We start from the raw sequence: 24,855 nt of genomic DNA, 5'->3' as shown, positions 1-24,855 counted from the left end.
CCTCACGGCATGGCCGTCAGTTCAGCTGCAGCCGCTCGTGGAGCCGCAGCCCTCGCAGATGTAGCAGGAGCCGGCCCGCTGCATCTTGGTGCCGCAGGAGAAGCAGAGCGGGGCGTCGGCCTGGATGCCCAGCTGCATCTCGACCAGCTCGGCGCTGGTGTGCGCCTCCTTCGGGGCGGGCGCGGCCACCTCGGCCTCGGCCTTCGGCGTGGCGACGGCCTTCAGCTCGGTCTGGCGCGGCGCGGACTGGGCCAGGCCCTCTACGTCGACCTCCTCCTCGATCGGCTCGTAGGAGCCGGTCTCCAGGTGGCGCTGGCGCTCCTCGGCGGAGTGGATGCCGAGCGCGGAGCGCGTCTCGAAGGGCAGGAAGTCCAGCGCCAGGCGGCGGAAGATGTAGTCGACGATCGACTGCGCCATCCGCACGTCCGGGTCGTCGGTCATGCCGGCCGGCTCGAAGCGCATGTTGGTGAACTTCGAGACGTACGTCTCCAGCGGCACGCCGTACTGCAGGCCCACCGACACGGCGATGGAGAAGGCGTCCATCATGCCCGCGAGGGTCGAGCCCTGCTTGGACATCTTGAGGAAGACCTCGCCGAGACCGTCGTCCGGGTAGGAGTTGGCGGTCATGTAGCCCTCGGCGCCGCCGACGGTGAAGGAGGTGGTGATTCCGGGACGGCCCTTCGGGAGGCGCTTGCGGACCGGGCGGTACTCGACGACCTTCTCGACCTTGGGCTGCGTCTCCTCGGCGGCCTCGGTCTTCTTGTCGGAGTCCTTGGTCTTGGCGGAGAGCGGCTGGCCGACCTTGCAGTTGTCGCGGTAGATCGCGAGCGCCTTGACGCCGAGCTTCCACGCCTCGTAGTAGATCTCCTCGACCTCCTCGACGGTCGCCGACTCCGGCATGTTGACCGTCTTGGAGATGGCGCCGGAGATCCACGGCTGGATCGCGGCCATCATGCGGACGTGACCCATCGGGGAGATGGCACGCTCGCCCATGGCGCAGTCGAAGACCTCGTAGTGCTCCTGCTTGAGGCCGGGGGCGTCGATCACGTTGCCGTTCTCGGCGATGTGGGCGACGATCGCCTCGATCTGCTCCTCCTGGTAGCCCATGCGGCGCAGGGCCTGCGGGACGGTGCCGTTGACGATCTGCATCGAGCCGCCGCCGACCAGCTTCTTGAACTTGACCAGGGCGAGGTCGGGCTCGACACCGGTGGTGTCGCAGGACATGGCCAGGCCGATGGTGCCGGTCGGGGCGAGGACCGATGCCTGGGAGTTACGGAAACCGTTCTTCTCACCGAGGCGCAGCACGTCCTGCCAGGCCTCCGTGGCGGCGGCCCACACCGGCGTGTCCAGGTCGTCCATGCGCACGGCGGTGGCGTTGGCGTCGCTGTGCTGCTTCATGACGCGCTGGTGCGGCTGTGCGTTGCGGGCGTAGCCGTCGTAGGGGCCGACGACCGCGGCCAGCTCGGCGGAGCGCTTGTAGGCGGTGCCGGTCATCAGGGAGGTGATGGCACCGGCGAGCGCACGGCCGCCGTCGGAGTCGTAGGCGTGGCCGGTCGCCATCAGCAGGGCGCCGAGGTTGGCGTAGCCGATGCCGAGCTGGCGGAAGGCGCGGGTGTTCTCGCCGATCTTCTGGGTCGGGAAGTCCGCGAAGCAGATCGAGATGTCCATCGCGGTGATGACCAGCTCGACGACCTTGGCGAAGCGCTCGGACTGGAAGGACTGGTTGCCCTTGCCGTCGTCCTTGAGGAACTTCATCAGGTTCAGCGAGGCGAGGTTGCAGGACGTGTTGTCCAGGTGCATGTACTCGCTGCACGGGTTCGAGCCGTTGATCCGGCCGGACTCCGGGCAGGTGTGCCAGTGGTTGATGGTGTCGTCGTACTGGATGCCCGGGTCGGCGCAGGCCCAGGCGGCCTCGGCCATCTTGCGGAAGAGGGACTTGGCCTCGACCTCCTCGATGACCTCGCCGGTCATCCGGGCGCGCAGGCCGAACTTGCCGCCCTGCTCGACCGCCTTCATGAACTCGTCGTTCACCCGGACCGAGTTGTTGGCGTTCTGGTACTGGACGGACGTGATGTCGTCGCCGCCCAGGTCCATGTCGAAGCCCGCGTCGCGCAGGGCGCGGATCTTCTCCTCCTCCTTGACCTTCGTCTCGATGAAGTCCTCCACGTCGGGGTGGTCGACGTCGAGGATGACCATCTTGGCGGCGCGGCGGGTGGCGCCGCCGGACTTGATGGTGCCGGCGGAGGCGTCGGCGCCGCGCATGAAGGAGACCGGACCGGAGGCGTTGCCGCCGGAGGAGAGCAGTTCCTTGGAGGAACGGATGCGGGAGAGGTTCAGGCCGGCGCCGGAGCCGCCCTTGAAGATCATGCCCTCTTCCTTGTACCAGTCGAGGATCGACTCCATGGAGTCGTCGACGGACAGGATGAAGCAGGCGGAGACCTGCTGGGGCTGCGGGGTGCCCACGTTGAACCAGACGGGGCTGTTGAAGCTGAAGATCTGGTGCAGGAGGGCGTACGCCAGCTCGTGCTCGAAGATCTCGGCGTCGGCGGGCGAGGCGAAGTACTTGTAGTCCTCACCGGCTTTCCGGTACGTCTTCACGATGCGGTCGATCAGCTGCCTCAGGCTGGTCTCGCGCTGCGGGGTGCCCACGGCACCGCGGAAGTACTTGCTGGTGACGATGTTGACCGCGTTCACCGACCAGAAGTCGGGGAACTCGACGCCACGCTGCTCGAAGTTGACCGAGCCGTCGCGCCAGTTGGTCATGACGACGTCACGGCGCTCCCAGCTCACCTCGTCGTACGGGTGCACGCCCGGGGTGGTGTGGATGCGCTCGATGTGCAGTCCCTTGTTCCCCGCCTTGCCGCCCTTGGTGCGGGAACCTCGTGCCGGACCGCTCGCCGTCTCTGTCATGCCGCCTCCCTGATACGGGCGAAAACGCCCTGAAGTGCCCCGATGTTCCGGAGACACGGTGTTCTGTCTGGTGCTGCGGGCACCCCTGTCGCTGCCACCCGCAACCGTCTTCCTCGCCGCCGTACAGCCGTCCCGGACCCGCGGCCCGGACCGGCCCGCCGATCAGTCGGCGGCGCGTGCGGGCACGGGGGCGTCAGCCGTCCCTCCGCGTCCGCGATCGTCTTCCTGGCTCCCCGTGACGGCGTCGTCGCCGCCCTCCTCCTCCGCGACGGGGCGTCGCGGACCTTCCCTGAGTTCCGCGATGGCGGCCTCGAAGTCCTCGAGCGAGTCGAACGCCCGGTACACGGACGCGAACCGCAGGAAGGCGACGAGGTCGAGTTCCTGCAAGGGGCCGAGTATGGCGAGTCCCACTTCGTGGGCGGCCACCTCGGCGCTCCCGCTGGCCCGCACCGCTTCCTCGACGCGCTGCCCCAGCTGGGCCAGCGCGTCTTCGGTGACCGGCCGCCCCTGGCATGCCTTGCGCACGCCGTTGATGACCTTGGTGCGACTGAACGGCTCGGTGACCCCGGACCGCTTGACCACCATGAGCGAGCACGTCTCGACGGTCGTGAACCGGCGAGAGCAGTCAGGGCACTGGCGGCGCCTGCGGATCGACGTCCCGTCGTCCGTCGTACGGCTGTCGACGACCCGGCTGTCGGGGTGCCTGCAGAAGGGGCAGTGCATGGACTCCAACCCTCCTCACAGCAGACTCAATGGCTACGCAGGGCCTCATGAGCCCCGCGGAAGCAGCCCCAAGCATAGGCGATGACGGGAGGACCGAAGACCCGGGGGACCACAACTTGTGGGCCGCTGTAGCTATCCAACCACTAGATGTAGGGATCGGCTCGCACATGCACCGGAATGGGCGCGTGTCGCCGGAGGGCACTGGCCGAGTCCCGGGCGCACGCGGCGGAGAAGGACACGCCGATGCCCGCCCGCCCCGCCCGAGGCCCCACCGAGGGTGTACGGAGATACCGTGAACACGGCACGGAGGACCCGTGCGACTCCCCGGCGGATGAGGGACCGGCACCCTGTCGACGGGCCTCCGGATGACAGACTGGGGCGGCGACCCGAAGGGTCCGCGCCCCGGCGGTGAAGAGTACAGCAATGGGCCTTTTTGCCTGCCGGCCACCGCGCCACCTATACACCCATATACATGATCAAGTCCGGCCATCCTCGTTTTTTCACTCGAACGTGTGTTTGGCGCAACCTTTCGAAAGCAACTACCGTTGTGCCGGAGGGAGACCATCGAGAGGGGCCGCACGTGACCACCACCGCAGACAGTGCCACCATCACTGCCCAGGACCGCTCCCAGAGCCGACTCGAGCCGGTGCATGCGATGAACGAAGCCGCGAACCCCGAGGGACACAAGCGCTCCCTGCCGGGGCGACCTCCAGGCATCCGGGCGGACAGCTCGGGACTCACCGATCGGCAGCGCCGGGTGATCGAGGTCATCAGGGACTCCGTGCAGCGGCGGGGCTACCCGCCGTCCATGCGGGAGATCGGCCAGGCCGTGGGGCTGTCCAGCACCTCATCGGTGGCCCACCAGCTCATGGCTCTGGAGCGCAAGGGCTTCCTGCGGCGCGACCCGCACCGCCCGCGCGCCTACGAAGTCCGCGGTTCCGACCAGGCCGCCTCGCTGCAGCCCACGGATACCGTGGGCAAGCCGGCCGCCTCCTACGTCCCGCTCGTCGGGCGGATCGCCGCCGGTGGCCCGATCCTCGCCGAGGAGTCGGTCGAGGACGTGTTCCCGCTTCCCCGGCAGCTGGTCGGCGACGGTGAGCTGTTCGTCCTCAAGGTCGTCGGCGACTCGATGATCGAGGCCGCCATCTGTGACGGCGACTGGGTCACCGTGCGCCGCCAGCAGGTCGCCGAGAACGGTGACATCGTGGCCGCCATGATCGACGGCGAGGCCACCGTCAAGCGCTTCAAGCGCGAGGACGGCCACGTCTGGCTCCTGCCGCACAACGCCGCGTACGAGCCGATCCCCGGTGACGACGCGACCATCCTCGGCAAGGTGGTCGCCGTCCTGCGGCGCGTCTGAGACGGCACTGGGCGGGCCGGCACATCGCCCCGACCCGCCCCCCTGACCGGGCCCCGGAACCCCTGCGCCGGTTCCGGGGCCCTGTGCTGTCTCCGGCACCTCTGCCGTCTCCCGATACCGCGCCGTGTGCGAGCGGCGTGTCGCGCTCTGTCCGCGCCGGGGTCACCCCTTGCGCGAGGGCGCCCCGGCAACCGGCGCCGACGACCGGCGTCTCCGCATCGCGGGGTGGCCTGAGCGGCGCCGCTCAGGCCACCCCGCGATCACTCCGCGTCCTGCTCCTCCTCCGTCGGCTTCGCCGCCGCGTCGATGGCCGCGAGCGACTTCCGTACCTGGTTGCGGTCGGTGGTGTACCAGAAGTCCGGCAGCGATGCCTTCAGGTAGCCGCCGTAGCGTGCCGTCGCCAGTCGCGGATCCAGTACGGCGACCACGCCCCGGTCTCCGGAGGCACGGACGAGGCGGCCGGCGCCCTGGGCCATCAGGAGCGCCGCATGGGTCGCGGCGACGGCCATGAAGCCGTTGCCCCCGGCGTCCTCGACCGCTTTCTGGCGGGCGCTCATCAACGGGTCGTCCGGGCGCGGGAACGGGATCTTGTCCATGACGACCAGCTGACAGCTGGCGCCGGGTACGTCGACGCCCTGCCAGAGCGAGAGCGTGCCGAACAGACACGTCTTCGGATCGGCCGCGAAGTTCTTGATCAGCTCGCCCAGCGTCTCCTCGCCCTGGAGCAGGATCGGGAACTCCGGGACGCGCGAGCGCAGCTCCTCCGCCGCCAGCTGGGCGGCCCGCATGGAAGAGAACAGGCCCAGGGTCCGGCCGCCGGCCGCCTGGATCAGCTCCGTCAGCTCGTCGAGCATGTCCCCGCGGTCGCCGTCCCGCGCGGGGCGAGCCAGGTGCTTGGCGACGTACAGGATCCCCTGCTTGCGGTAGTCGAACGGCGACCCGACGTCCACGCCCTTCCACTGCGGTACGTCCTCGCCCTCCGTGCCCTCCGGGGGGAGGCCGAGTGAGGCGCCGACGCCGTTGAAGTCGCCGCCGAGCTTCAGGGTCGCGGAGGTGAGCACGACGGAGCGGTCCGTGAAGAGCTTCTCCCGCAGCAGGCCCGACACGGACATGGGGGCGACGCGCAGCAAGGCGCCGAAGCGGTCGTGGCGCTCGTACCAGACCACGTCCCATTCGGAGCCGTTGGTGATGCGCTCCGCCACGTCGTGCACGTTCTCCACGGAGGCGAGTGCCTGCTTGCGGACCGCGTCCTCGTCCTGGACCGACTTGTCCCGGGTCGCGCCGATCGCCGAGATGACGTTGCGGGAGGCGTCCCGCAGCGCCAGCAGCGCGTAGCCGAGGTCCTCCGGGACCTCCTCCAGACGGCCGGGCAGGGCCAGCTCCATCAGCCGCTCGAAGCCCTCGGCCGCGGTCTGCAACTGATCGGCGGCCTTCTCGTCGACGAGCTTCGCGGCGCGGCGCACGGCGCGGTTGACCTGCCCCGGGGTCAGCTCGCCGGTGGCCACGCCGGTCACCCGGGAGACCAGTTCGTGCGCCTCGTCGACGATCAGCACCTCGTGCTGCGGGAGGACCGGCGCGCCCTCGATGGCGTCGATCGCGAGCAGCGCGTGGTTGGTGACGACGACCTCCGCGAGCTTGGCGCGCTCGCGGGCCGTCTCGGCGAAGCACTCCGCCCCGTAAGCGCACTTCGAGGCGCCCAGGCACTCCCGGGAAGAGACCGACACCTGTGCCCAGGCCCGGTCCGACACGCCCGGCGTGAGGTCGTCGCGGTCCCCGGTCTCGGTCTCGTCCGACCAGTCACGCAGCCGCAGCAGGTCCTGGCCCAGTCTGCTGGTGGGCGCGGCCGCCTCGAACTGGTCGAACAGGCCCTCCTCCTCGTCCTGCGGGACACCCTCGTGCAGACGGTGCAGGCACAGGTAGTTCGACCGGCCCTTGAGCATCGCGAACTCCGGGCGGCGGCGCAGCAGCGGATGCAGGGCGTCGACCGTGCGCGGCAGGTCCCGCTCGACCAGCTGGCGCTGGAGGGCCAGGGTGGCCGTGGCCACCACGACCCGGTCTCCGTGCGCGAGCGCCGGCACCAGGTACCCGAGCGACTTTCCGGTACCGGTGCCGGCCTGGACCAGCAGGTGCGAGCTGTCGTCGATCGCGTCGGCGACGGCTTGGGCCATGGTCACCTGGCCGGGGCGCTCCGTACCGCCGACGGCAGCGACAGCGGCATGCAGGAGTTCGGGGAGTGAGGGCTTCGTCATAGCGCGACCACCCTACGGCGCCGGACTGACAAACGAGTGCCAGAGGCCGGGACCGGCGGCGGAGCACCGATGCGGTGCCGCTTCCGTCCGGTACCGAGTCGGGCACTACGCCGTCCGGTGCGCGGCGGCGGGACCACCTCGGGGCGGCGGAGTGGGACCCGGATCGACGCGGCCGGTGTGCTGAACGTGGCCAGGACGTGTCCGGCTGTCACCGCGGCCTGCCCGCAGCGCGGTCCCGAAGCATGAGGGCGGCCCGCTTGCCGGGCAGGTCGACCTCGGCGGAGAACCGGAAACCAGCGGTCAGGAAAGCGGAGACGGAGGGCGCGTTCCGGACGTCGGGTTCCGCGACGACGCGGGAACAGCTGGGGCGCTCGGCGAGGATCAGGTCGGCCACGGCTCTCAGCAGGGTGCTGCCGATACCGCGGCCACGGTCGGTGGCACTGCCGAGGAGGAGGTGGACGCCGGTGTCGTGCGGCCGTGCGCAGTAGTGCCGTGCCAGGGGATCGAGGTCGGCCCGGTAGATCTCCCAATAGCTCATCGGCGTGCCGTCCAGCACCCCGAGACAGGGAACGCTGCGCCCGTCGCCGTCCAGCTGCGCGCGCAGGTGCTCCTCGGTCACGCTCCGGGGCCCGGCCAGGTGCCAGAACTCGGCGACCGCGGGCTCGTTCATCCAGCGGCTGACGACCGGTAGGTCACGCTCGATCCGTACGGTGACCAGTTGGAAGGTGCCGACGGGTGTGGGGGTGGGTCCCCAGTCTCCGGCTCCGTCGAGGAGGTCGGCCCGTCCGGTGGCGGACGCACCGACTGTGTCGGTGGCGGGGCGGGCCGGTCCCGGATCCGCGAAGAGCGCTACGAAGTCGTCGGGCAGGCGCAGGTCGAGCGTGTCTTCACCGTCGCCGCCCACCTCGGCAGGCCGGGCCCCGGTGACGGCACCGGGCGTGCCCACTCCGGTGTCGAAGAGGGTCACCGTGGGGCTCAGCTCCGTACCGGCGGCGGAGGGGGTGGCGGAGGCGCGGCTGGGGGCGGCGCCGGCGTCGGTGGGCATCATGGGCGCTCCTCTCGGAGGGCGGGGGTGAAGGCTCGGCAGGGGTGGCGAGGGCTCGGAAGCGAGGGCGAAAGGTCGGAAATGACGGCAGAGGGTCGGAAATGGTGGCGGAGGGTCGGTGGGGGCGAAGGCTCGTAAGTGGTGGCGAAGGTTCGGAAGTGGTGGTGACGGAGGCGAGGGGGGGCGGGGCCTCGGCGGAGCCGGGTGCGGGGAGGTGATGACCAGGAGCCGGTGGCCGAGGCCGGGGGCGTTCAGGTGTGGAGGGGGTTGGTGACGGTGACGTAGACGGACTGGGTGTCGACCGGGCCGACGAGTTCGTCCAGGCCGTGCAGCCGGGTCAGCAGGTTGGCCTTGCAGCGCAGGACCGGCGAGTCGAGAAGCCGGGCGGGCAGGGTGGAGCGCATGCGCCGCGGACCGGCGGCGGCCTCGGCGAGGAAGCGGCGGAAGGCGGCCAGGAGCAGGCGTTCGTCGGCGATGCGCTGCGAGCCGAAGGCGCCGATGAGGCCGAACACGTTGTTGAGGGCGAGGTAGTAGACGAAGCGGTCGTCCGTGACCTCGTCGGAGACGAAGGTGTCGCTCCGTGCACCGATGCCGGGCAACCGCGCGTCGAGTTCCGCACGGCGGGAGGCTCGGAAGTAGTAGCCCTGGTTGTCGCGGTAGCGGCCGCCCGTGGGCCAGCCGTCGGGATCGAGCAGAACCAGCGTGTTCTGCTGGTGCGCTTCGAGGGCGATCCCCGCCTCGCCGTCCAGCCACAGCACCGGGCGGATCACCTGCTCGAGATAGCGCAGGAACCACTCGGCGGCGACGGCTCCCCGCGGCCGTCCGGTACAGGCGGCGAGCCGCGCGATGACCTCGGCGAGGCGGGACCGGGTGGCCTGGCTGTCGGCCGGCTGGGGCCGGCTCCGTGCCGGTGGCGGGCACGGCCCGCTCCAGGGGTACGGCCGGGGGGCGACGAGGCCGGCGACGCAGGACACGTCGTCCGCCGGACCGAAAGGGTTGTGACGGATCATCACGTCCAGTCCGGGCACGGGAGCGCCGTCCTGGCCGTCGACCGCCAGCCAGGCCGGGTCGCGCACGATGTCGAAGCCGGGGTGGGCGACCCGCCACTGCTGGGAGAGGCCGCTGCGCAGCAGGCGGTGGACCTCGACGCCGCGGTGCAGCTCCTTACGGAGGTTCTCCCGACGGGAGTTGGTGATGCGCAGGGCCAGGGACAGTTTGAGCATGGCGGGCGCGCCGCTGCGGTGGACGGTTCGTACGGAAGAGGTGGGATGCCAGGCAGGGCCGTGCGGCCCGAGGTCACGCAGCAGTCCCGCGTCGAGGAGTGCCACCGCTTCGGGGCGATGCAGTACCTCGCGCAACTGCCAAGGGTGCAGAGGCAGAACGGCATGCCCGTCGGGGGCCCGCAGCTCTGGTCCGGCGAGCCGTGCGGTGACGCGGTCGGCGGGCACGGGGCGCCCGGCCTCCGTCCAGGCCGAGTCGGTGGCGAGTACGGAAGGCGCCACCGCCATCCAGTGCAAGGAGAAGGAGCCTCGCGACTCGGGTGAGTAGTGCGGGACTTCGGCTTCCGAGAAGCCCTCTCGGCTCTTGGGCGACGGATGCAACGGATGTCCGAAGAGAAGGGACTGTTCCGCGGAGAGGAAACGGTCAGGTCCGTCACAGGGGCGCTCGCGGCGGTCGGTGAGGAAGAGAGCGGTACGCCGGACGGAGTCGGCGACGCGGGCTACCAGATCGGTCGCTTCGGCCTGGGGCGCCGTACGGGCGCGAGCCGTCGACGATTGCGGTGACAGGGGTGCGGCGGCGGGAGGGACGGCTTCCCGGACGAGGAGCGCGGCGACCGTGACGGCGTCCGCCGGTGCGGCGGACTCGGGCGCGTGGGCCAGGCGCGCCGGCCCGAAGCGGTGCCAGCCGGTCGGGGACCAGTGGCGGACCGGCACGAGGAGCGCGGTGCCACTTGCGGGGAGCGGGATGCGGAGGACGCCGCCGTGTCGGAGGACGCCGTCATGAGGGTCGGGGACGTCGGTCTCGCGAACCCAGCAGCGCAGCAGGTTCTCGACGCCTGCGGCGTGGGCGGCGGTGGACGGGTCGGGGTGCTCCAGCGGGTCGGCCTGGAGGGAGTGATCGGAGGGGGTTGCCACCTGAGGTGGCTGGTGGGGAGAGGGGCCGCTCGGCTGAAGAGGGATCGTCGCGGACGCCTCGGTGGTTTCGCTTGCCTCGGGGGTTTCGCTGGCATCGGTCGCCTCGGTGGCCCGGGTCGCCTCTGCGGCCTCGCTTGTCTCGTGGGTCTCGCTGGTCGCGCTGGTCGCGCTGGTCTCGCTGGTCCCATGGGTCTCGTCCGTCTCGTCCGTCTCGAGAGGAGGTACGGAGTGACCGCGGTGTGTGGGCGTGGTGTTCAAGGCGGTTCCTCGGTGTCGGGGCCGGGACTCGTCCGCTTCGGCCGCGTCTTCTGGGGTGCTCGGGGCTTCTGGCGTGCTCGGGCTTCTGGCGTGCTCGGGCTTCTGGCGTGCCCGCCTCAGCGGCCGAAGCGGGTGCGGGCGTGTGGCCCGCTTCCGTCGATCGGTTCACCGGCTGCTGCTGGGGGCTGCCGTCGGGCGCTAGCCGGCTCCGTCGGGGCAGCCCGTCGGCGGCAGTTGCCGTCCGGGCAGCCGGGACCGCCCTCCCACTCGTCCGGTGTCGCTCCGGGCCACCGTTTCGACCGCGTCGGCCAACCTGTCGAGCACCGCCGCCGACTGCTCGTCGGTGAGGGTCAGCGGGGGCAGGAGGCGTACGACACTCGCGTGACGTCCGCCGAGTTCGACGATGAGGCCCCGGCGCAGGCACTCTCTTTGCACGGCCGCGGCGATCTCGGGCGCGGCGGGCGGCGGGCGCCGCCCGTGGTCGGCCGGCAGCGCGATGGGCCGTGCGGTGCAGTCGCCCGGCGCGGACGCTTCCGCCGGGCCAGTGGTTTCGGCGCCCATACCGCTGCCCCCTTCCGGCACCGCGCCCGTGCCTGTGCCTGTGCCCGCGTTCGCCGCCGCCCCTGCCGCCGTGCCCGCGCCCGCCCCCGCCTCCGGATCGACCAGTTCGAGGCCGAGCATCAGTCCGCGGCCGCGTACGTCTCCGACGCACGGGTGCTGACTGGAAAGTTCGCGAAGGCGGGAGAGCATGCGGGCGCCGAGGGTCGCGGCGCGTTCGGCGAGGCGGTTCTCGCGGACGTACGCCAGGGTGGCTGTGCCCGCGGCCATGGCGAGCTGGTTGCCGCGGAAGGTTCCCGCGTGGGCGCCCGGTGGCCACACGTCGAGGTCGTCGCGGTACACGACGACGGCCAGCGGCAGGCTGCCGCCGATGGCCTTCGAGAGCACCATCACATCCGGTGTCACCCCGCTGTGGTCCACCGCCCAGAAGGCGCCGGTGCGGCCGACTCCGGTCTGGACCTCGTCGGCGATCAAGGGGACGGACCTCTCCTCGGTGAGCTGCCGGATGCGGCGCATCCAGGCATCCGGCGCGGGGAGCACGCCGCCCTCGCCCTGCACGGGTTCGAGGATCATCCCGGCGGGCAGCGGCACTCCGGACTTGGGGTCGTCCAGCACGGATTCCGCCCAGCGGGCCGCGAGTTCGGCCCCGCGGGGGCCGCCGACGCCGAAGGGGCAGCGGTAGTCCTGCGGGTAGGGCAGCCGGGTGACCCGTACGTCCGGGGCGTGCCCCGACGCGGCGAGCGCGCCGTCCGTCATCCCGTGGTAGGCACCGGCGAAGGCCATGATGCCGGTGCGTCCGGTGGCGGCGCGGACCAGCTTGAAGGCGGCCTCCACGGCGTCCGTCCCCGCCGGGCCGCAGAACTGTACGCGGGCCCGCTCGCCCAGCCCGGGCGGCAGGGTGCGGAACAGCTCGGTGACGAAGGCGTCCTTGACGGGAGTGGCCAGGTCGAGGGCGTGCAGGGGCGCGCCGGAGTCGAGGACGTCGCGGACGGCTTCCAGGACGACGGGGTGGTGGTGTCCCAGGGCCAGGGTGCCCGCGCCCGAGAGGCAGTCCAGGTAGCGGCGGCCGTCCGCTCCTTCGATGGTGAGTCCGCGCGCCCTGACCGGCACGATCGGCAGGGCACGCGCATAGGTGCGCGCCGCCGACTCGCGCGCGGACTGGCGCCGCAGGATCCCGTCGTGCAGGAGGCGCGCGTCTCCCGACGCGCACCCCTCGTGCGCGGCCTCAACAGACTCCGTCACCGCTGCGGCTCCCTGTCCTCCGGTGTCCCAAGGCGTCGGCCTCCGCCCCGGCGGCGGGCCGAACTCCAGGCCCCACCGGCGCATGGCATCGCTCGCCTGCGGTCTCCTCGGCCGCGTGGCGTCGATGTCGCGGCGCCGGAGAGGCCGAACACCCGGCGAGCTCCAGAGCGTTGGCGACGGTGTCGTCGGCGGTGCGGCGCGGCGGTCGAGGGCGCGTGGGTCTGGTCATGGACAGCGGGGACCCCACCGCTATAACCGCGGATGATCCGTACGGTTACGGGTGGGCGCGAGATGGTTCGCGGGGTCCTGACTCGGCAGCGTCACGGGCACCAGTGACGCTGCAGGGACATGGGCACCAGTGGCACTGGCAGGACCCGGGTACCGGCAGGAGTGAACCACCGGGACAGGGCCAGGCACTCCCCCGTGCCGAGTCAGGGACTCCGCCGCGTCAGCTCAAGGACGCCCCCGACTCGACGACGATCCCGTAGAGGTCCCCGACGGTGGCCAGCGCGGCGTGGTGGACCTGGCGCGCGCCCAGCCAGGTGCCCGCCGCTCCGAGCGGGCGCGTGGCGCACGCGTCGGCGACCACCGTGGCGCGGTTGCCCCGCAGGAACGCGCCTTCCACGGTGAACAGCACGCACATGTGCGTCATGAACCCGATGACTACGACATCCTTGTGGCCGGCGGCGTCGACGTGCTCGCCCAGTTCGGTGTCGACGAACGCGTTCGGCACCTTCTTCACGACGACGGGCTCGCCCTCGGCCGGTGCCACGCTCGGGTGGATCCGGCCGATCTCCGCCCTGATGTCGTACGGGGTGCCTTCGCCGCCGTCGTTGACGACGTGGATGACGTGCGCGCCGGCCTGCCGGGCCCGGGCCAGCAGGGCGGCGGCGGAGTCGAGCGCGGCCTGCCAGCCCTCCAGTTCCATCACGCCGCCGACGTAGGTGTTCTGGTAGTCGACGAGGATCAGGGTGGAGTCGGCGAGCGACGGCGGTGTCTCGTCGAAGCCGTTGAGTTCACGCAGGGTCGTCGTCGTGGTCATGGAAATACCCCTCAGCAGATGCACCGAGCTGTCACTCGGATCCGTCGTGCGGAGCCCGCCCGTGCGGAGGGGGCCGGCCACGCGTACGAACGTACGAGCCACCGCCGCGTGTCGGCAATGTCGCCTAACATGCAGATCCGGACATCAGACCCCGGTCTCGGGCCCGGCCCCCGGGGTCCCACCCAAGGGCCGGGCCTCGTACCGGGCCTCACTCGCACCGGCTGGGCGGAGATCCCTTGAGCGTCGTGGAACGACTCGTCGTCATCGTTCTCTTCGAAGGCGTCGACCTGCTCGACGTCACCGGCCCGCCCGAGGTCTTCTCGCTGGTGCGGCGGGAGATGCCGGGACCGACGGGCTACCGGGTGGTCCTCGCCGCGGAGACCATGGACCCTGTCACGACCTCCGCCGGGGTGCGCGTGCTGCCCGACACCACCTTCGACGAGGTGGCGGGCAGCGGTATCGACACCCTGCTGGTGCCCGGCTCGGTCGAGACGGACGGCGACGGCGGGTGCGGCGTACGGGCCCGCACCGATCCGGCGGTGGTCGAGCGGGTGAAGACGCTCGCCCGCCGGGCGCGGAGAATCACCTCCGTCTGTGTCGGGGCGCACCTCCTGGCCGCCGCCGGCCTCCTCGACGGCAAGCGCGCCACCACCCACTGGTCGACCGCGCGGCAACTGGCCGACGAGCACCCGGCGGTGGAGGTCGACGCCGATCCGATCTTCATCCGGGAGGGTGATACCTGGACCGGCGCGGGGATCAGCGCCTGCCTCGACCTGTCGCTCGCCCTCGTCGCCGACGACTTCGGCGAGACGATCGCGCTCCGCGTTGCCCGGCAGCTGGTGATGTACCTGAAGCGGCCGAGCGGGCAGAGCCAGTTCAGCGTTCCTCTGGAACCCGTCTCCCGGACGCGGCGCGTCGAGGAGCTCCGCCACCACATCCTGCGCCACCTCGACGGCCCCCTCACCGTGGCGGACCTGGCCGAGCACGTCCATCTCAGCGAGCGGCAGCTCACCCGTGTCTTCAAGGCCGAACTGGGCACGACCCCCAGCGCCTACGTGGAAGCGGCCCGGGTGGAAGCGGCGCGTGGTCAGCTGGAGTCCACCGACGCGACCCTTGAACGCATCGTGACGGTGTGCGGGTTCGGGACGACGGACACGCTCGTGCGGGCGTTCCGCCGCAGGCTCGGGACGACGCCCACCGAGTACCGGCGGCGTTTCCGCTCCCCACTGGGTGAAGCGACGCCCAACCGGTAGATCCGCGGATGGTTGGCCAGGTCAGACGGCTTGTATCCGAACCGTTGCCGTTCCGTGGGCAGTCGCCCACAGCGACCGCATAGTGTGTGGTGCCGTTCCGCCGCCGTGGTCCCCGCCCGCATGCCGTCCGGGATCGGGGCGGGGCACGGCGGTGTCAGCAAGTCCGTTCACAGCAGGGGGAGTCGAAACATGCGACCCATACGCCCGTCCGTCACCGCTCGCGGGGGAGGGCGCGCCCGGCGCACGGCCTCCCCGGTGCTGGCCGCCGTCGCTCTGGTCTCGACCCTGGCGCTCACCGCCACCGGCTGCAACTCGGACGACACCGGCGCGGCGGGCAAGCCCTCCGCCTCCACGGCCGCCGGCGACTCGGGCGCCACGGGCGACGGCAAGATCAAGATCCCGGACGACATCCGCAAGAAGCTCAAAGAGCACGGGATCGACATCGACAAGTGGAAGAACGGCGCCTGGAAGAACTGGAACAAGGACGACTGGCTGCGCGAGGCGAACGACTTCGTCAACCCGATCATCCAGGGCCTGTGGAACCCGGACCGGATGCGCCGGGCCAACGACCCGGACAAGGGCGTGGACACCAACGACATCTCCGGTGACCAGGGTGTCACGGACCCGACGCCGGCGCCCGTGAAGGCGCTGAAGGTGGCGCCGCCCTACCACGCCAACGCGGCGACGGCGGGCAAGGTCTTCTTCGACTCCCCCGAGGGCACGATGGTCTGCTCGGCGACGGTCGTCGAGGACCCGGCCCACCCCGGCAAGTCCAACCTGGTGTGGACGGCGGGGCACTGCGTGCACGCCGGCAAGAAGGGCGGCTGGTACCGCAACATCGCCTTCGTCCCGTCGTACAACGACGCGGGCCGGAGCACCGCCCAGTTGCAGGGCGCGGCCCGGGAGCAGGTCGCTCCGTACGGCGTGTGGTGGGGCGACTGGGCGCAGACCTCCGACCAGTGGATCGAGCAGGGCGGTGCGACCGGCGGGCAGGGGGCGAGCTACGACTTCGCCGTCATCCACGTGACGCCGGAGAAGGGCGGGAACGGCAAGTCCCTGGAGGAGACCGTCGGTTCCGCGCTCCCGGTGAACTTCGACGCCCCGGCCGTACCGAAGGTGCAGAACATCACGGCGACCGGCTACCCGGCCGCGCGGCCCTACGACGGGCAGTCGCTGTACCAGTGCCAGGACAAGCCGGGACGACTGTCGGTCACGGCCTCCGACCCGACGATGTACCGCATCGGCTGCACCATGACCGGTGGCTCCTCCGGTGGCGGCTGGGTCGAGAAGGGCGCGGACGGCAAGCCCGCACTGGTCTCCAACACCTCGATCGGCCCGGTGACGGCCGGTTGGCTGGCCGGTCCGCGGCTGGGCACGGTGGCCAAGGGGGTCTACGCCTCGGTCAGCAAGAAGTTCGCCGGGCGGTGAGCGCGCCCCGAACCAGCCGGTGAACCGGACGGCGGCGGTGGGGTGTCCGACAAGAACCTTCACCACCCCACCGCCGTTCGTACTCGGCGCCCCGTGCATAGTGGGGTGTCGTCCGCCGGTGGTTCCGCACGGAACCGACCCATGTCACTCTGACAAGTTCATGACATAAGGCCGTTGCGTTTCAGCTCGGGCCAGCACTCCCGCCCAGCCACGCGCTGAAGCACGAAGACAGAACACACAGACACGCCCGGCCGACCTGACACGCAGACGCAACACGCAGACGTAACGCGCACAACAGAACACGAACCAACGGGGGTTCATCGCACCATGCGTTCCACATCTACCTCCTCGGTGCCCCGGCGCACGCGACGGGGCACCGCCCTCGCCGCCACCGGGCTCGTCGCGGCTCTGACGCTCACCGCCACCGCCTGCAACGACTCGGGCAAGGACGACGCGAGCGGCAAGCCCGACGTCGGCGCCTCGCAGGCCGCGGACAGCGGCGACGGCAAGGCCCGGATCCCGGCCGATCTCGCGAACAAGCTCAAGGAACACGGGATCGACGTCGACCAGTGGCGCGACGGCGGCTGGAAGAACTGGGACAAGGACAAGTGGCTCAGCGCGGCCAAGGACTTCGTCAACCCGGTGATCAAGGGGCTCTGGAAACCCGACCGGATGAAATCCGCCAAGGAGGCCAACAAGACGGTCTCCACCAAGGACGCCGCCGCGGACCAGGGGGTCAGCGACCCGGCGCCGCCGCCCGTGCAGGCCCAGGCCGAGCAGACCCCGTACCACCAGCACGCGGCCCCGGTCGGCAAGGTCTTCTTCGACTCGCCCCAGGGTTCGATGGTCTGCTCCGGCACGGTCGTCAAGGACGTCAACCACCCGGGCAAGTCGAACCTGGTGTGGACGGCGGGGCACTGCGTGCACGCCGGGCAGGGCGGCGGCTGGTACCGCAACATCGCGTTCGTCCCGGCCTACAACGACCTCGGCCGGTCCGCGTCCGAGCTGGGCGACGCCAGCCCCACGGAGGTCGCTCCCTACGGCGCCTGGTGGGCGGACTGGGCCTCCACCTCGGGCCAGTGGATCCAGGGCGGCTCCGAGACGGGCGGTGCGGGTGCCGCGTACGACTACGCCGTGCTGCACGTGAAGCCGGAGTCCGGTGCGAAGTCGCTGGAGGAGACGGTCGGGGCGGCACTGGACGTGGACTTCTCCGCACCGCAGGCGCCCCAGGTCGCCACGATGGGCGCGTGGGGGTACCCGGCCGCACCGCCGTACAACGGTCTGAAGATGTTCCGGTGTCTGGACCGGCCGGGCCGGCTGTCGCTCAGCCCGTCCCTGCCGACGATGTACCGCATCGGGTGCACCATGACCGGCGGTTCGTCCGGCGGCGGCTGGTTCCGCGTGGCCGGCGGGAAGACCGTCATGGTCTCCAACACCTCCATCGGCCCGTCCGACAACACCTGGCTGGCCGGCCCGCAGCTGGGCAAGGGCGCCGAGTCCCTGTACGAGAACATGAGCCGGACCTACGGCGGCCGGTGACCTGGGCACCACGCCGACACGACACGGGCCCGCCCCCTTCGCGCGAAGGGGGCGGGCCCGTGTGCTCACCCGGTGGCGGACGGCGAGCGGGTCAGAGCGCGGGAACCGGCGTGTACGGTGCCAGATCCGCGGCCAGCTCCTCGTGCACCAGGGCCTTCAGCAGGGTGCCCTCCGCGGTGTGCTCCTCGGAGATCACCTCGCCCTCGGTGTGCGCACGGGCGACCAGCTTGCCGTGGGTGTAGGGCACCAGCGCCTCGATCTCCAGGGCGGGCCGGGGCAGCTCGCCGTCGATCAAGGCGAGCAGCTCGGCGATGCCCCGGCCGGTACGGGCCGAAACGGCGATCGAGTGCTTCTCCATGCGCAGGAGCCGCTGCAGCACCAGCGGGTCGGCCGCGTCCGCCTTGTTCACCACGACGATCTCGGGCACGTCGGTGGCGCCGACGTCCCTGATCACCTCGCGCACGGCGGCCAGCTGCTCCTCGGGGTCCGGGTGCGAGCCGTCCACCACGTGCAGGATCAGGTCGGAGTCACCGACCTCCTCCATGGTGGAGCGGAACGCCTCGACCAGGTGGTGCGGCAGGTGCCGGACGAAGCCGACCGTGTCGGCCAGCGTGTACAGCCGCCCGCTCGGCGTCTCGGCCCGGCGCACGGTCGGGTCCAGGGTCGCGAACAGCGCGTTCTCGACCAGGACGCCCGCGCCGGTGAGGCGGTTGAGCAGGGAGGACTTGCCGGCGTTGGTGTAGCCGGCGATGGCGACGGAGGGCACCTTGTGGCGGCGTCGCTCCTGGCGCTTGATCTCACGGCCCGTCTTCATGGCCGCGATCTCCCGGCGCATCTTGGCCATCTTCTCGCGGATCCGCCGCCGGTCCGTCTCGATCTTGGTCTCACCGGGACCTCGGGTGGCGAGACCGCCGCCCTTGCCGCCGCCCATCTGCCGGGACAGCGACTGACCCCAGCCGCGCAGCCGCGGCAGCATGTACTGCATCTGCGCGAGCGCGACCTGCGCCTTGCCCTCCCGGGACTTGGCGTGCTGGGCGAAGATGTCCAGGATCAGGGCCGTGCGGTCGATGACCTTGACCTTGACGACGTCCTCGAGGTGGATCAGCTGCCCCGGGCTCAGCTCACCGTCGCAGATGACGGTGTCCGCGCCCGATTCCAGGACGATGTCACGCAGCTCGCCGGCCTTGCCGGAGCCGATGTAGGTGGCCGCGTCGGGCTTGTCGCGGCGCTGGATCACGCCGTCGAGCACGACCGCGCCGGCGGTCTCCGCGAGGGCGGCCAGCTCGGCCAGGGAGTTGTCCGCGTCGTGCACGGTCCCCGACGTCCAGACGCCGACGAGCACCACCCGCTCCAGGCGGAGCTGCCGGTACTCGACCTCGGTGACGTCCTCGAGCTCGGTGGAGAGGCCCGCGACACGGCGCAGGGCCGCGCGCTCGGAGCGGTCGAACTGATCGCCGTCCCGCTCTCCGTCGATCTCGTGGCTCCAGGCGACGTCCTCTTCCATCAGGGCATCGGCCCGAAGACCTTCGGGATGGGTGTGCGCGAGGCGCTTGGTGGCCTGGGAAGAGGAAGAAGAGGAGGTCATTGGGTCCTTACGTCGTTGGGAATCCTTGGTGCGGCGACGGAGTCGCGGCGAGAACCGACGTACTTCGACAGCCGTTCCGTCACTTCTCACAACGCTCGGGAGCCCCGGGAGATTCCCGTGCGCCGTGCCGTGCCGACCCGATGATGGTCGCACGGCACGGCCCGTCTCGTCACGGCGTTATTCCCGGCCGCCGCCCCCTTCCCGCGTCCCCTCACTGCTTCCTCCGACTGGTGCCTCTCACTGCCTCCTCCGCGCCACCGCCTGCCGCACTGTCCCGCCCTGCGCGGCCTTCTCGTCGGCCGCCTTCTTGCCGGCCACCTTCTTCTGCGCGGCCTTCGGGGGCGGCGCCTGCGTCCAGTCCGGGTGGCCGGGCATGGGTGGCGTCTTGGCACCGTAGAGCCAGGCCTTGAAGAAGCCGCTGAGGTCACGTCCGGCGACGGCGGAGGCCAGGCGTTCGAAGTCCGCCGTGTTCGCCGTGGAGTCCCGGTGGTCGCGCACCCAGGCGCGCTCCAGGCGCTCGAAGGCCGGCCTGCCGATCTCCTGGCGCAGGGCGTACAGGACGAGCGCGGCGCCGTCGTAGACGTTCGCGCGGAAGATGCCGATCTTCTGACCGGCCTTGGGCGGCTTGGGGAACGCGGGCGGCCCGCCGGCCTCGCGCCAGCGGTCGGAGACCCCGTAGGCGGCCTTCATACGGGCCTCCATCGACTTGTGCGCCTTCTCGTCGGCGTACAGGGCCTCGTACCAGGTCGCGTGTCCCTCGTTGAGCCACAGGTCGGACCAGCTGCGCGGGCTGACGCTGTCGCCGAACCACTGGTGCGACAGTTCGTGCACCATGACGGACTCCACGTACCACTTCGGCCAGGCGGGGTCGGTGAACAGCTCTCTCTCGAAGAGCGAGAGGGTCTGTGTCTCCAGTTCGAAGCCGGTGGTGGCCGACGCCATGAGCAGGCCGTACGTCTCGAACGGATAGCGTCCGACCTTGCTCTCCATCCAGGCGATCTGGTCGGGCGTCCTGGCCAGCCACGGTTCCAGCGCCTTGCGGTCCTTGGTGGGGACGACGTCCCGCAGGGGCAGGCCGTGCGGGCCGGTGCGGTGCAGCACGGTGGAACGGCCGATGGAGACCTGCGCCAGCTCGGTGGCCATGGGGTGCCGGGTGCGGTACGTCCAGGTGGTCGACCGGCCCGCCCTGGCGACTGTGCCGGGCAGGCCGTTGGCGACGGCCGTGTATCCCTCGGGGGCGGTGACGTGGAAGGTGAACATCGCCTTGTCGGAGGGGTGGTCGTTGCACGGGAACACGAGGTGGGCGACGTCGGCCTGGTTGGCCATGGCGAGGCCGTCCGTGGTGCGCACCCAGCCGCCGTCCCGGCCCTTCTCGGACACCGGGTCGCTGGTGTGGTGCACCGTGATGCGCATCCAGCTGTGCTCGGGCAGCGGGACCCGCGGGGTGACCACCAGGTCCTCCCCCGCGGTGGCGAACGTGGCCGGCAGGCCGTCGACCTCCACGGAGTCGACCTCGCCGTGCGCGAAGTCGAGGTTGACGCGTTCCAGGTCGTGGGTCACCCGGGCCTCGATGGTGGTGACGGCCCGCAGCGGCTTGCTGTTGTCCCCGGGGTAGATGAAGGCGAGGTCGTACGACGTCACGTCGTACCCGGGGTTGCCCAGGTCGGGGAAGAGCCGGTCGCCCAGGCCGAGCGCGGTGGGCGGGGCGCTCGCGGCGAGGAGGCAGACGGAGGCGGCGGACGCGAGGAGGGTCGCCCTGAGGGTCCCGGGACGGCACGGGACGCGGGAACGGGGGGTGCGCGGCATGCACCACGGCTATCAGCGCGCGGCGCCGCCACTGCGGCGACGCGCGCCCGTCCCACCCGAACGGGGCCTTCGGGAGTACGCACGGCGCTGCGCCGGCGCGCGGAAGCTTTCCCGGAGCGTGCGAGCTTTCCCGGAGCGTGCGAGCTTTCCCGGGGCGCGCAAGGAGTGCGCGCGCGTGGTGTGCGCCCGTTCAGTTGTCCGGCGGCTGCGGCTGGGCGCGGCTCACGTCGTAGACACCCGGGACATTGCGCATCGCCCGCATGAGGGAGGGCAGACGCGCCGCGTCGGGGAGGTGCAGGGTGTACGTGTGGTGGACGCGCTGCTGGGTCGGCGGGGCCACGGTGGCCGAGACGATCTCGACGCCCTCCAGGGCGATGGCCTCGGTCAGGTCGGCGAGCAGGTGGGGGCGGCCGAACGATTCGGCGAGCAGGGTGACGCGGCAGGCGGCGGTGTCTCCCCATCGCACGTCGATCTCCGCGCGCCCCGCGCTCTTCATCCGCGCGACCGTCGCGCACTCGACGCGGTGCACGGTCACCGCGCCCCCGCGAACCGCGAAGGCGGTGATCTCGTCGGGCGGTACGGGCGTACAGCAGCCGGCGAGCCGCACGGTGGCGCGGGGCCGGTCGGCGACGACCACGGTCGCCGTGCCGGCGCGGCCGCCGTCCGGTGCGGGTGACACGGCCCCGTCGGCGCCGCCGATCCGGTCGGCACCCTCGACCAGGTGGGCCCCATCGGCCCCATCGGGCTCAACGGTTCCGTCCGACCCGAGCGACCCGAGCGACCCGTGTGGCCGGTGCGGCCCGTCCGAACTGTCGGATCCGTCCGACCCGGCGGACCGATCGAAGCCCGCCGCGGTGTCCGTCGCGCCGCCGGGGACCACCTCGCGGGTCTCCGGCGGGTCCTCGGCCGGGGCGGGGTGGGCCGCCAGCCAGCGCTGGATGGCGATGCGGGCGACGGGGGTGTGGGCGTGCTCGAGCCACTCCCTGGACGGCTCGGAGGCGGGGTCCTGGCCCATCAGGAGCTGAACGGTGTCGCCGTCCTGGAGGACGGTGCTCAGCCTGGCCAGACGTCCGTTGACCCGGGCGCCGATGCACGCGTGCGCGTCCTCGCCGTACTGCGCGTAGGCGGCGTCCACGCAGCTGGCGCCGGCGGGGAGGCCGAGCGTGCCGCCGTCTGGGCGGAAGACGGTGATCTCGCGGTCCTGTGCGAGGTCCTCGCGCAGTGTGGACCAGAAGGTGTCCGGGTCGGGTGCCGCCTGCTGCCAGTCGAGCAGCCGGGAGAGCCAGCCGGGCCGGGTCGGGTCGACGCGCTCGCCGTCGGCCGCCGACGGGTCCTCGGCGGGCTGCGCGCAGGGCGCGTAGGGGTTGCCGAGCGCGACGACGCCGGCCTCGGCGGTCTGGTGCATCTGGTGGGTGCGGATGAGGACTTCGACGACCTGGCCGTCCGTGACCGTGCCGTCGGGCGTGTCCGTGCGGGACGGCGGGAGAGCCACCGCGGTGTGCAGCGACTGGTACAGGTTGAACTTGGGTACGGCGATGAAGTCCTTGAACTCGGCGACGACCGGCGTCATGCAGGTGTGCAGTTCACCGAGGACGGCGTAGCAGTCGGCGTCCTCGTTCACCAGCACGAGCACCCGTCCGAAGTCGCAGCCGCGCAGTCGGCCGCGTTTGCGGGCCACGCGGTGCAGGGAGACGAAATGGCGCGGCCTGACCAGGACTTCGGCGGAGATACCGGCCTCGCGCAGTACGCCGCGGACCTGTTCGGCGACCTCGGTGAGCGGGTCGTTCGGGCGACTCGCGTTCTCCGCGATCAGTTCGCGGGTGTGTTCGTACTCCTCCGGGTGGAGGATGGCGAAGACCAGGTCCTCCAGTTCGGTCTTGAGCGCCTGCACGCCGAGCCGTTCGGCCAGCGGGATGAGCACGTCCCTGGTCACCTTGGCGATGCGGGCCTGTTTCTCGGGGCGCATGACGCCGAGGGTGCGCATGTTGTGCAGCCGGTCGGCGAGCTTGATCGACATCACACGGACGTCGTTGCCGGTGGCGACGAGCATCTTGCGGAAGGTCTCGGGTTCGGCGGCGGCGCCGTAGTCGACCTTCTCCAGTTTGGTGACGCCGTCGACGAGGTAGCGGACCTCCGCGCCGAACTCCTCGCCGACCTGGTCCAGCGTGACGTCGGTGTCCTCGACCGTGTCGTGCAGCAGGGACGCCGTCAACGTGGTGGTCTCGGCGCCGAGTTCCGCGAGGATGAGGGTGACGGCGAGCGGATGGGTGATGTAGGGCTCGCCGCTCTTGCGCATCTGGCCGCGGTGCGAGGACTCGGCCAGGAGGTAGGCGCGGCGCAGCGGTTCGAGGTCGGCGTCGGGGAAGTGGGCGCGGTGCGCCTCGACGACGTGCCCGATGGCGTCGGGGAGGCGGTCGCGGGCGGTGGGGCCGAGCAGAGCGGCCCGGCCCAGACGGCGCAGGTCGATCCGCGGGCGGGCCCGCCTCCGGGGCGCCGACGGCGCCACCGGGCCCGGGGCCGCAGGGTTTGTGGCATCCGCACTCATGGGCACCTCCGGCTGCGTGGACCGGCGGACGGGGTGCCCCAGGGCGTACGCGGCTCAGGGGTTGGCGTCGGATCCCCCGTCCGGGCCGGTGCTTGATGCTACCGAGCCCAGCACACTCCGCCGACCGCCTCTCGGAGAGCGTGAAACGGATCACCCATTCGAGCGACGGTTCCGGAGGTTTACGGTTTTCGGTCAGGGGTCAGGCGGGGCTCCGTGGATTCCCGCCGCCACCTGGGCCGTCGGCCTGGATCGTGTCCCTCCGCGGTACGTCCGGGCCTGTGATGTCCCGGGCAGGTCCGAGGTCAGACAGCCGCTGTTTCCAGCCACTCCGCGTCGATCTCGCCCTCGGCGACGATCACCGCCGGACCGGTCATCTCGATCTCGCCGTCCGGCCGCTCGGTGATGACCAGGGTGCCGCCGAGCACGTCGACCCGGTATGTCACCGGGGTGCCGGTGGTGGTCGGGTCGGCGCCGTCGCGGCGGGCCGCCGCCACGGCGACGGCACACGCGCCGGTGCCGCACGACCGGGTCTCGCCGGAACCTCGCTCGTGCACCCGCATCGCCACGTGGCGGGGGGCTCGGTCGACCACGAACTCGACGTTCACACCGTCCGGGTAGGCGGCGGCCGGGCGGAACGGGGGCGGGGAGAGCAGGTCCCCCGCGTCCGCGAGGTCGTCGACGAAGGCGACCGCGTGCGGGTTCCCCATGTTGACGTTGCGGGCGGGCCAGGCGCGCTCGCCGACGCTCACCGTGACGTCGCCCTCGGGGAGCCGGGCCCTGCCCATGCCCACCGTGATGTCACCGTCCTTGGCGATGTGCACCGTCTTCACGCCCCCGCGCGTGGCGATGGCGAGGTCACCCTCCGCCGCGTGCCCGGCGTGCTGGAGGTAGCGCGCGAACACGCGTACGCCGTTGCCGCACATCTCCGCGACCGAGCCGTCGCCGTTGCGGTAGTCCATGAACCACTCCGCCTCGGCCGCCATCTCCCGGGCCTCCGGGTGCGCGGCGGCGCGCACGACGTGCAGCACGCCGTCGCCGCCGATGCCCGCGCGGCGGTCGCACAGGGCGGCGACGGCGGCCGGGGACAGCTCCACGGCGTTCTCCGGGTCGGGGACGATCACGAAGTCGTTCTCCGTGCCGTGTCCCTTGAGAAAGGCGATACGGGTGCTCATGCCTC

At 71.4% G+C, this 24,855-nt stretch carries 15 protein-coding genes; 4 read left to right on the top strand and 11 right to left on the bottom strand.

The window, feature by feature from the left end; translation table 11 throughout:
* Positions 1-21 precede the first annotated feature (21 nt).
* Entirely contained in the window at positions 22-2,910 is a 2,889-nt protein-coding gene (locus AB0G56_RS04435) for a vitamin B12-dependent ribonucleotide reductase (RefSeq protein ID WP_360963480.1), read from the bottom strand.
* A 162-nt stretch (positions 2,911-3,072) separates the two neighbouring features.
* Positions 3,073-3,633, bottom strand: a complete 561-nt coding sequence (gene nrdR, locus AB0G56_RS04430) for a transcriptional regulator NrdR (protein ID WP_360963477.1) — start codon at positions 3,631-3,633, stop codon at positions 3,073-3,075.
* Between the two features lie 580 nt (positions 3,634-4,213).
* On the opposite strand from nrdR, the gene lexA reads away from it, so the two are divergent.
* A complete protein-coding gene (gene lexA / locus AB0G56_RS04425; protein WP_360963474.1) occupies positions 4,214-4,993 on the top strand; it encodes a transcriptional repressor LexA in 780 nt (259 codons plus the stop codon).
* 260 nt (positions 4,994-5,253) lie between these two features.
* Here lexA and AB0G56_RS04420 read toward each other — a convergent pair whose 3' ends face one another.
* From AB0G56_RS04420 to AB0G56_RS04400, 5 genes are all read right to left on the bottom strand, one after another.
* Positions 5,254-7,242 carry an ATP-dependent DNA helicase gene (locus tag AB0G56_RS04420; RefSeq protein WP_360963471.1) on the bottom strand — a complete coding sequence of 663 codons (1,989 nt, stop codon included), beginning with the start codon at positions 7,240-7,242 and terminating at the stop codon, positions 5,254-5,256.
* A 208-nt stretch (positions 7,243-7,450) separates the two neighbouring features.
* The gene (locus AB0G56_RS04415; protein ID WP_360963468.1) at positions 7,451-8,290 is read right to left on the bottom strand and encodes a GNAT family N-acetyltransferase; all 840 of its coding nucleotides are present in this window, start codon (positions 8,288-8,290) and stop codon (positions 7,451-7,453) included.
* A 248-nt stretch (positions 8,291-8,538) separates the two neighbouring features.
* Positions 8,539-10,422, bottom strand: a complete 1,884-nt coding sequence (locus AB0G56_RS04410) for an IucA/IucC family protein (RefSeq protein WP_360964233.1) — start codon at positions 10,420-10,422, stop codon at positions 8,539-8,541.
* A gap of 456 nt (positions 10,423-10,878) precedes the next feature.
* Positions 10,879-12,480, bottom strand: a complete 1,602-nt coding sequence (locus tag AB0G56_RS04405) for a diaminobutyrate--2-oxoglutarate transaminase family protein (protein ID WP_360963465.1) — start codon at positions 12,478-12,480, stop codon at positions 10,879-10,881.
* Positions 12,481-12,928: 448 nt separating this feature from the next.
* The gene (locus tag AB0G56_RS04400) at positions 12,929-13,522 is read right to left on the bottom strand and encodes an isochorismatase family protein (protein ID WP_360963462.1); all 594 of its coding nucleotides are present in this window, start codon (positions 13,520-13,522) and stop codon (positions 12,929-12,931) included.
* 236 nt (positions 13,523-13,758) lie between these two features.
* On the opposite strand from AB0G56_RS04400, the gene AB0G56_RS04395 reads away from it, so the two are divergent.
* From AB0G56_RS04395 to AB0G56_RS04385, 3 genes are all read left to right on the top strand, one after another.
* Complete coding sequence (locus tag AB0G56_RS04395; protein WP_360963459.1) at positions 13,759-14,775, top strand: DJ-1/PfpI family protein; 1,017 nt, start codon at positions 13,759-13,761, stop codon at positions 14,773-14,775.
* Positions 14,776-14,964: 189 nt separating this feature from the next.
* Complete coding sequence (locus AB0G56_RS04390) at positions 14,965-16,203, top strand: hypothetical protein (RefSeq protein ID WP_360963456.1); 1,239 nt, start codon at positions 14,965-14,967, stop codon at positions 16,201-16,203.
* Between the two features lie 327 nt (positions 16,204-16,530).
* Positions 16,531-17,742 carry a hypothetical protein gene (locus AB0G56_RS04385; RefSeq protein WP_360963453.1) on the top strand — a complete coding sequence of 404 codons (1,212 nt, stop codon included), beginning with the start codon at positions 16,531-16,533 and terminating at the stop codon, positions 17,740-17,742.
* A gap of 91 nt (positions 17,743-17,833) precedes the next feature.
* Here AB0G56_RS04385 and hflX read toward each other — a convergent pair whose 3' ends face one another.
* The 4 genes from hflX to dapF all read right to left on the bottom strand — a co-directional run bounded on the left by hflX (position 17,834) and on the right by dapF (position 24,850).
* Complete coding sequence (gene hflX / locus AB0G56_RS04380) at positions 17,834-19,327, bottom strand: GTPase HflX (RefSeq protein WP_360963450.1); 1,494 nt, start codon at positions 19,325-19,327, stop codon at positions 17,834-17,836.
* Between the two features lie 237 nt (positions 19,328-19,564).
* Complete coding sequence (locus tag AB0G56_RS04375; RefSeq protein ID WP_360963447.1) at positions 19,565-21,133, bottom strand: M1 family metallopeptidase; 1,569 nt, start codon at positions 21,131-21,133, stop codon at positions 19,565-19,567.
* A gap of 190 nt (positions 21,134-21,323) precedes the next feature.
* Positions 21,324-23,678: an HD domain-containing protein gene (locus AB0G56_RS04370; RefSeq protein WP_360963444.1), complete on the bottom strand. Its 2,355-nt coding sequence runs from the start codon at positions 23,676-23,678 to the stop codon at positions 21,324-21,326.
* 302 nt (positions 23,679-23,980) lie between these two features.
* A complete protein-coding gene (gene dapF / locus AB0G56_RS04365) occupies positions 23,981-24,850 on the bottom strand; it encodes a diaminopimelate epimerase (protein ID WP_360963441.1) in 870 nt (289 codons plus the stop codon).
* Between the last annotated feature and the right edge of the window lie 5 nt (positions 24,851-24,855).

The sequence above is a fragment of the Streptomyces sp. NPDC021356 genome (genome assembly GCF_040641015.1).
Lineage (GTDB): Bacteria > Actinomycetota > Actinomycetes > Streptomycetales > Streptomycetaceae > Streptomyces.
The sequence above is the reverse complement of the archived record's forward strand: the minus strand, read 5'-3'. Positions and strand labels throughout refer to the sequence as shown.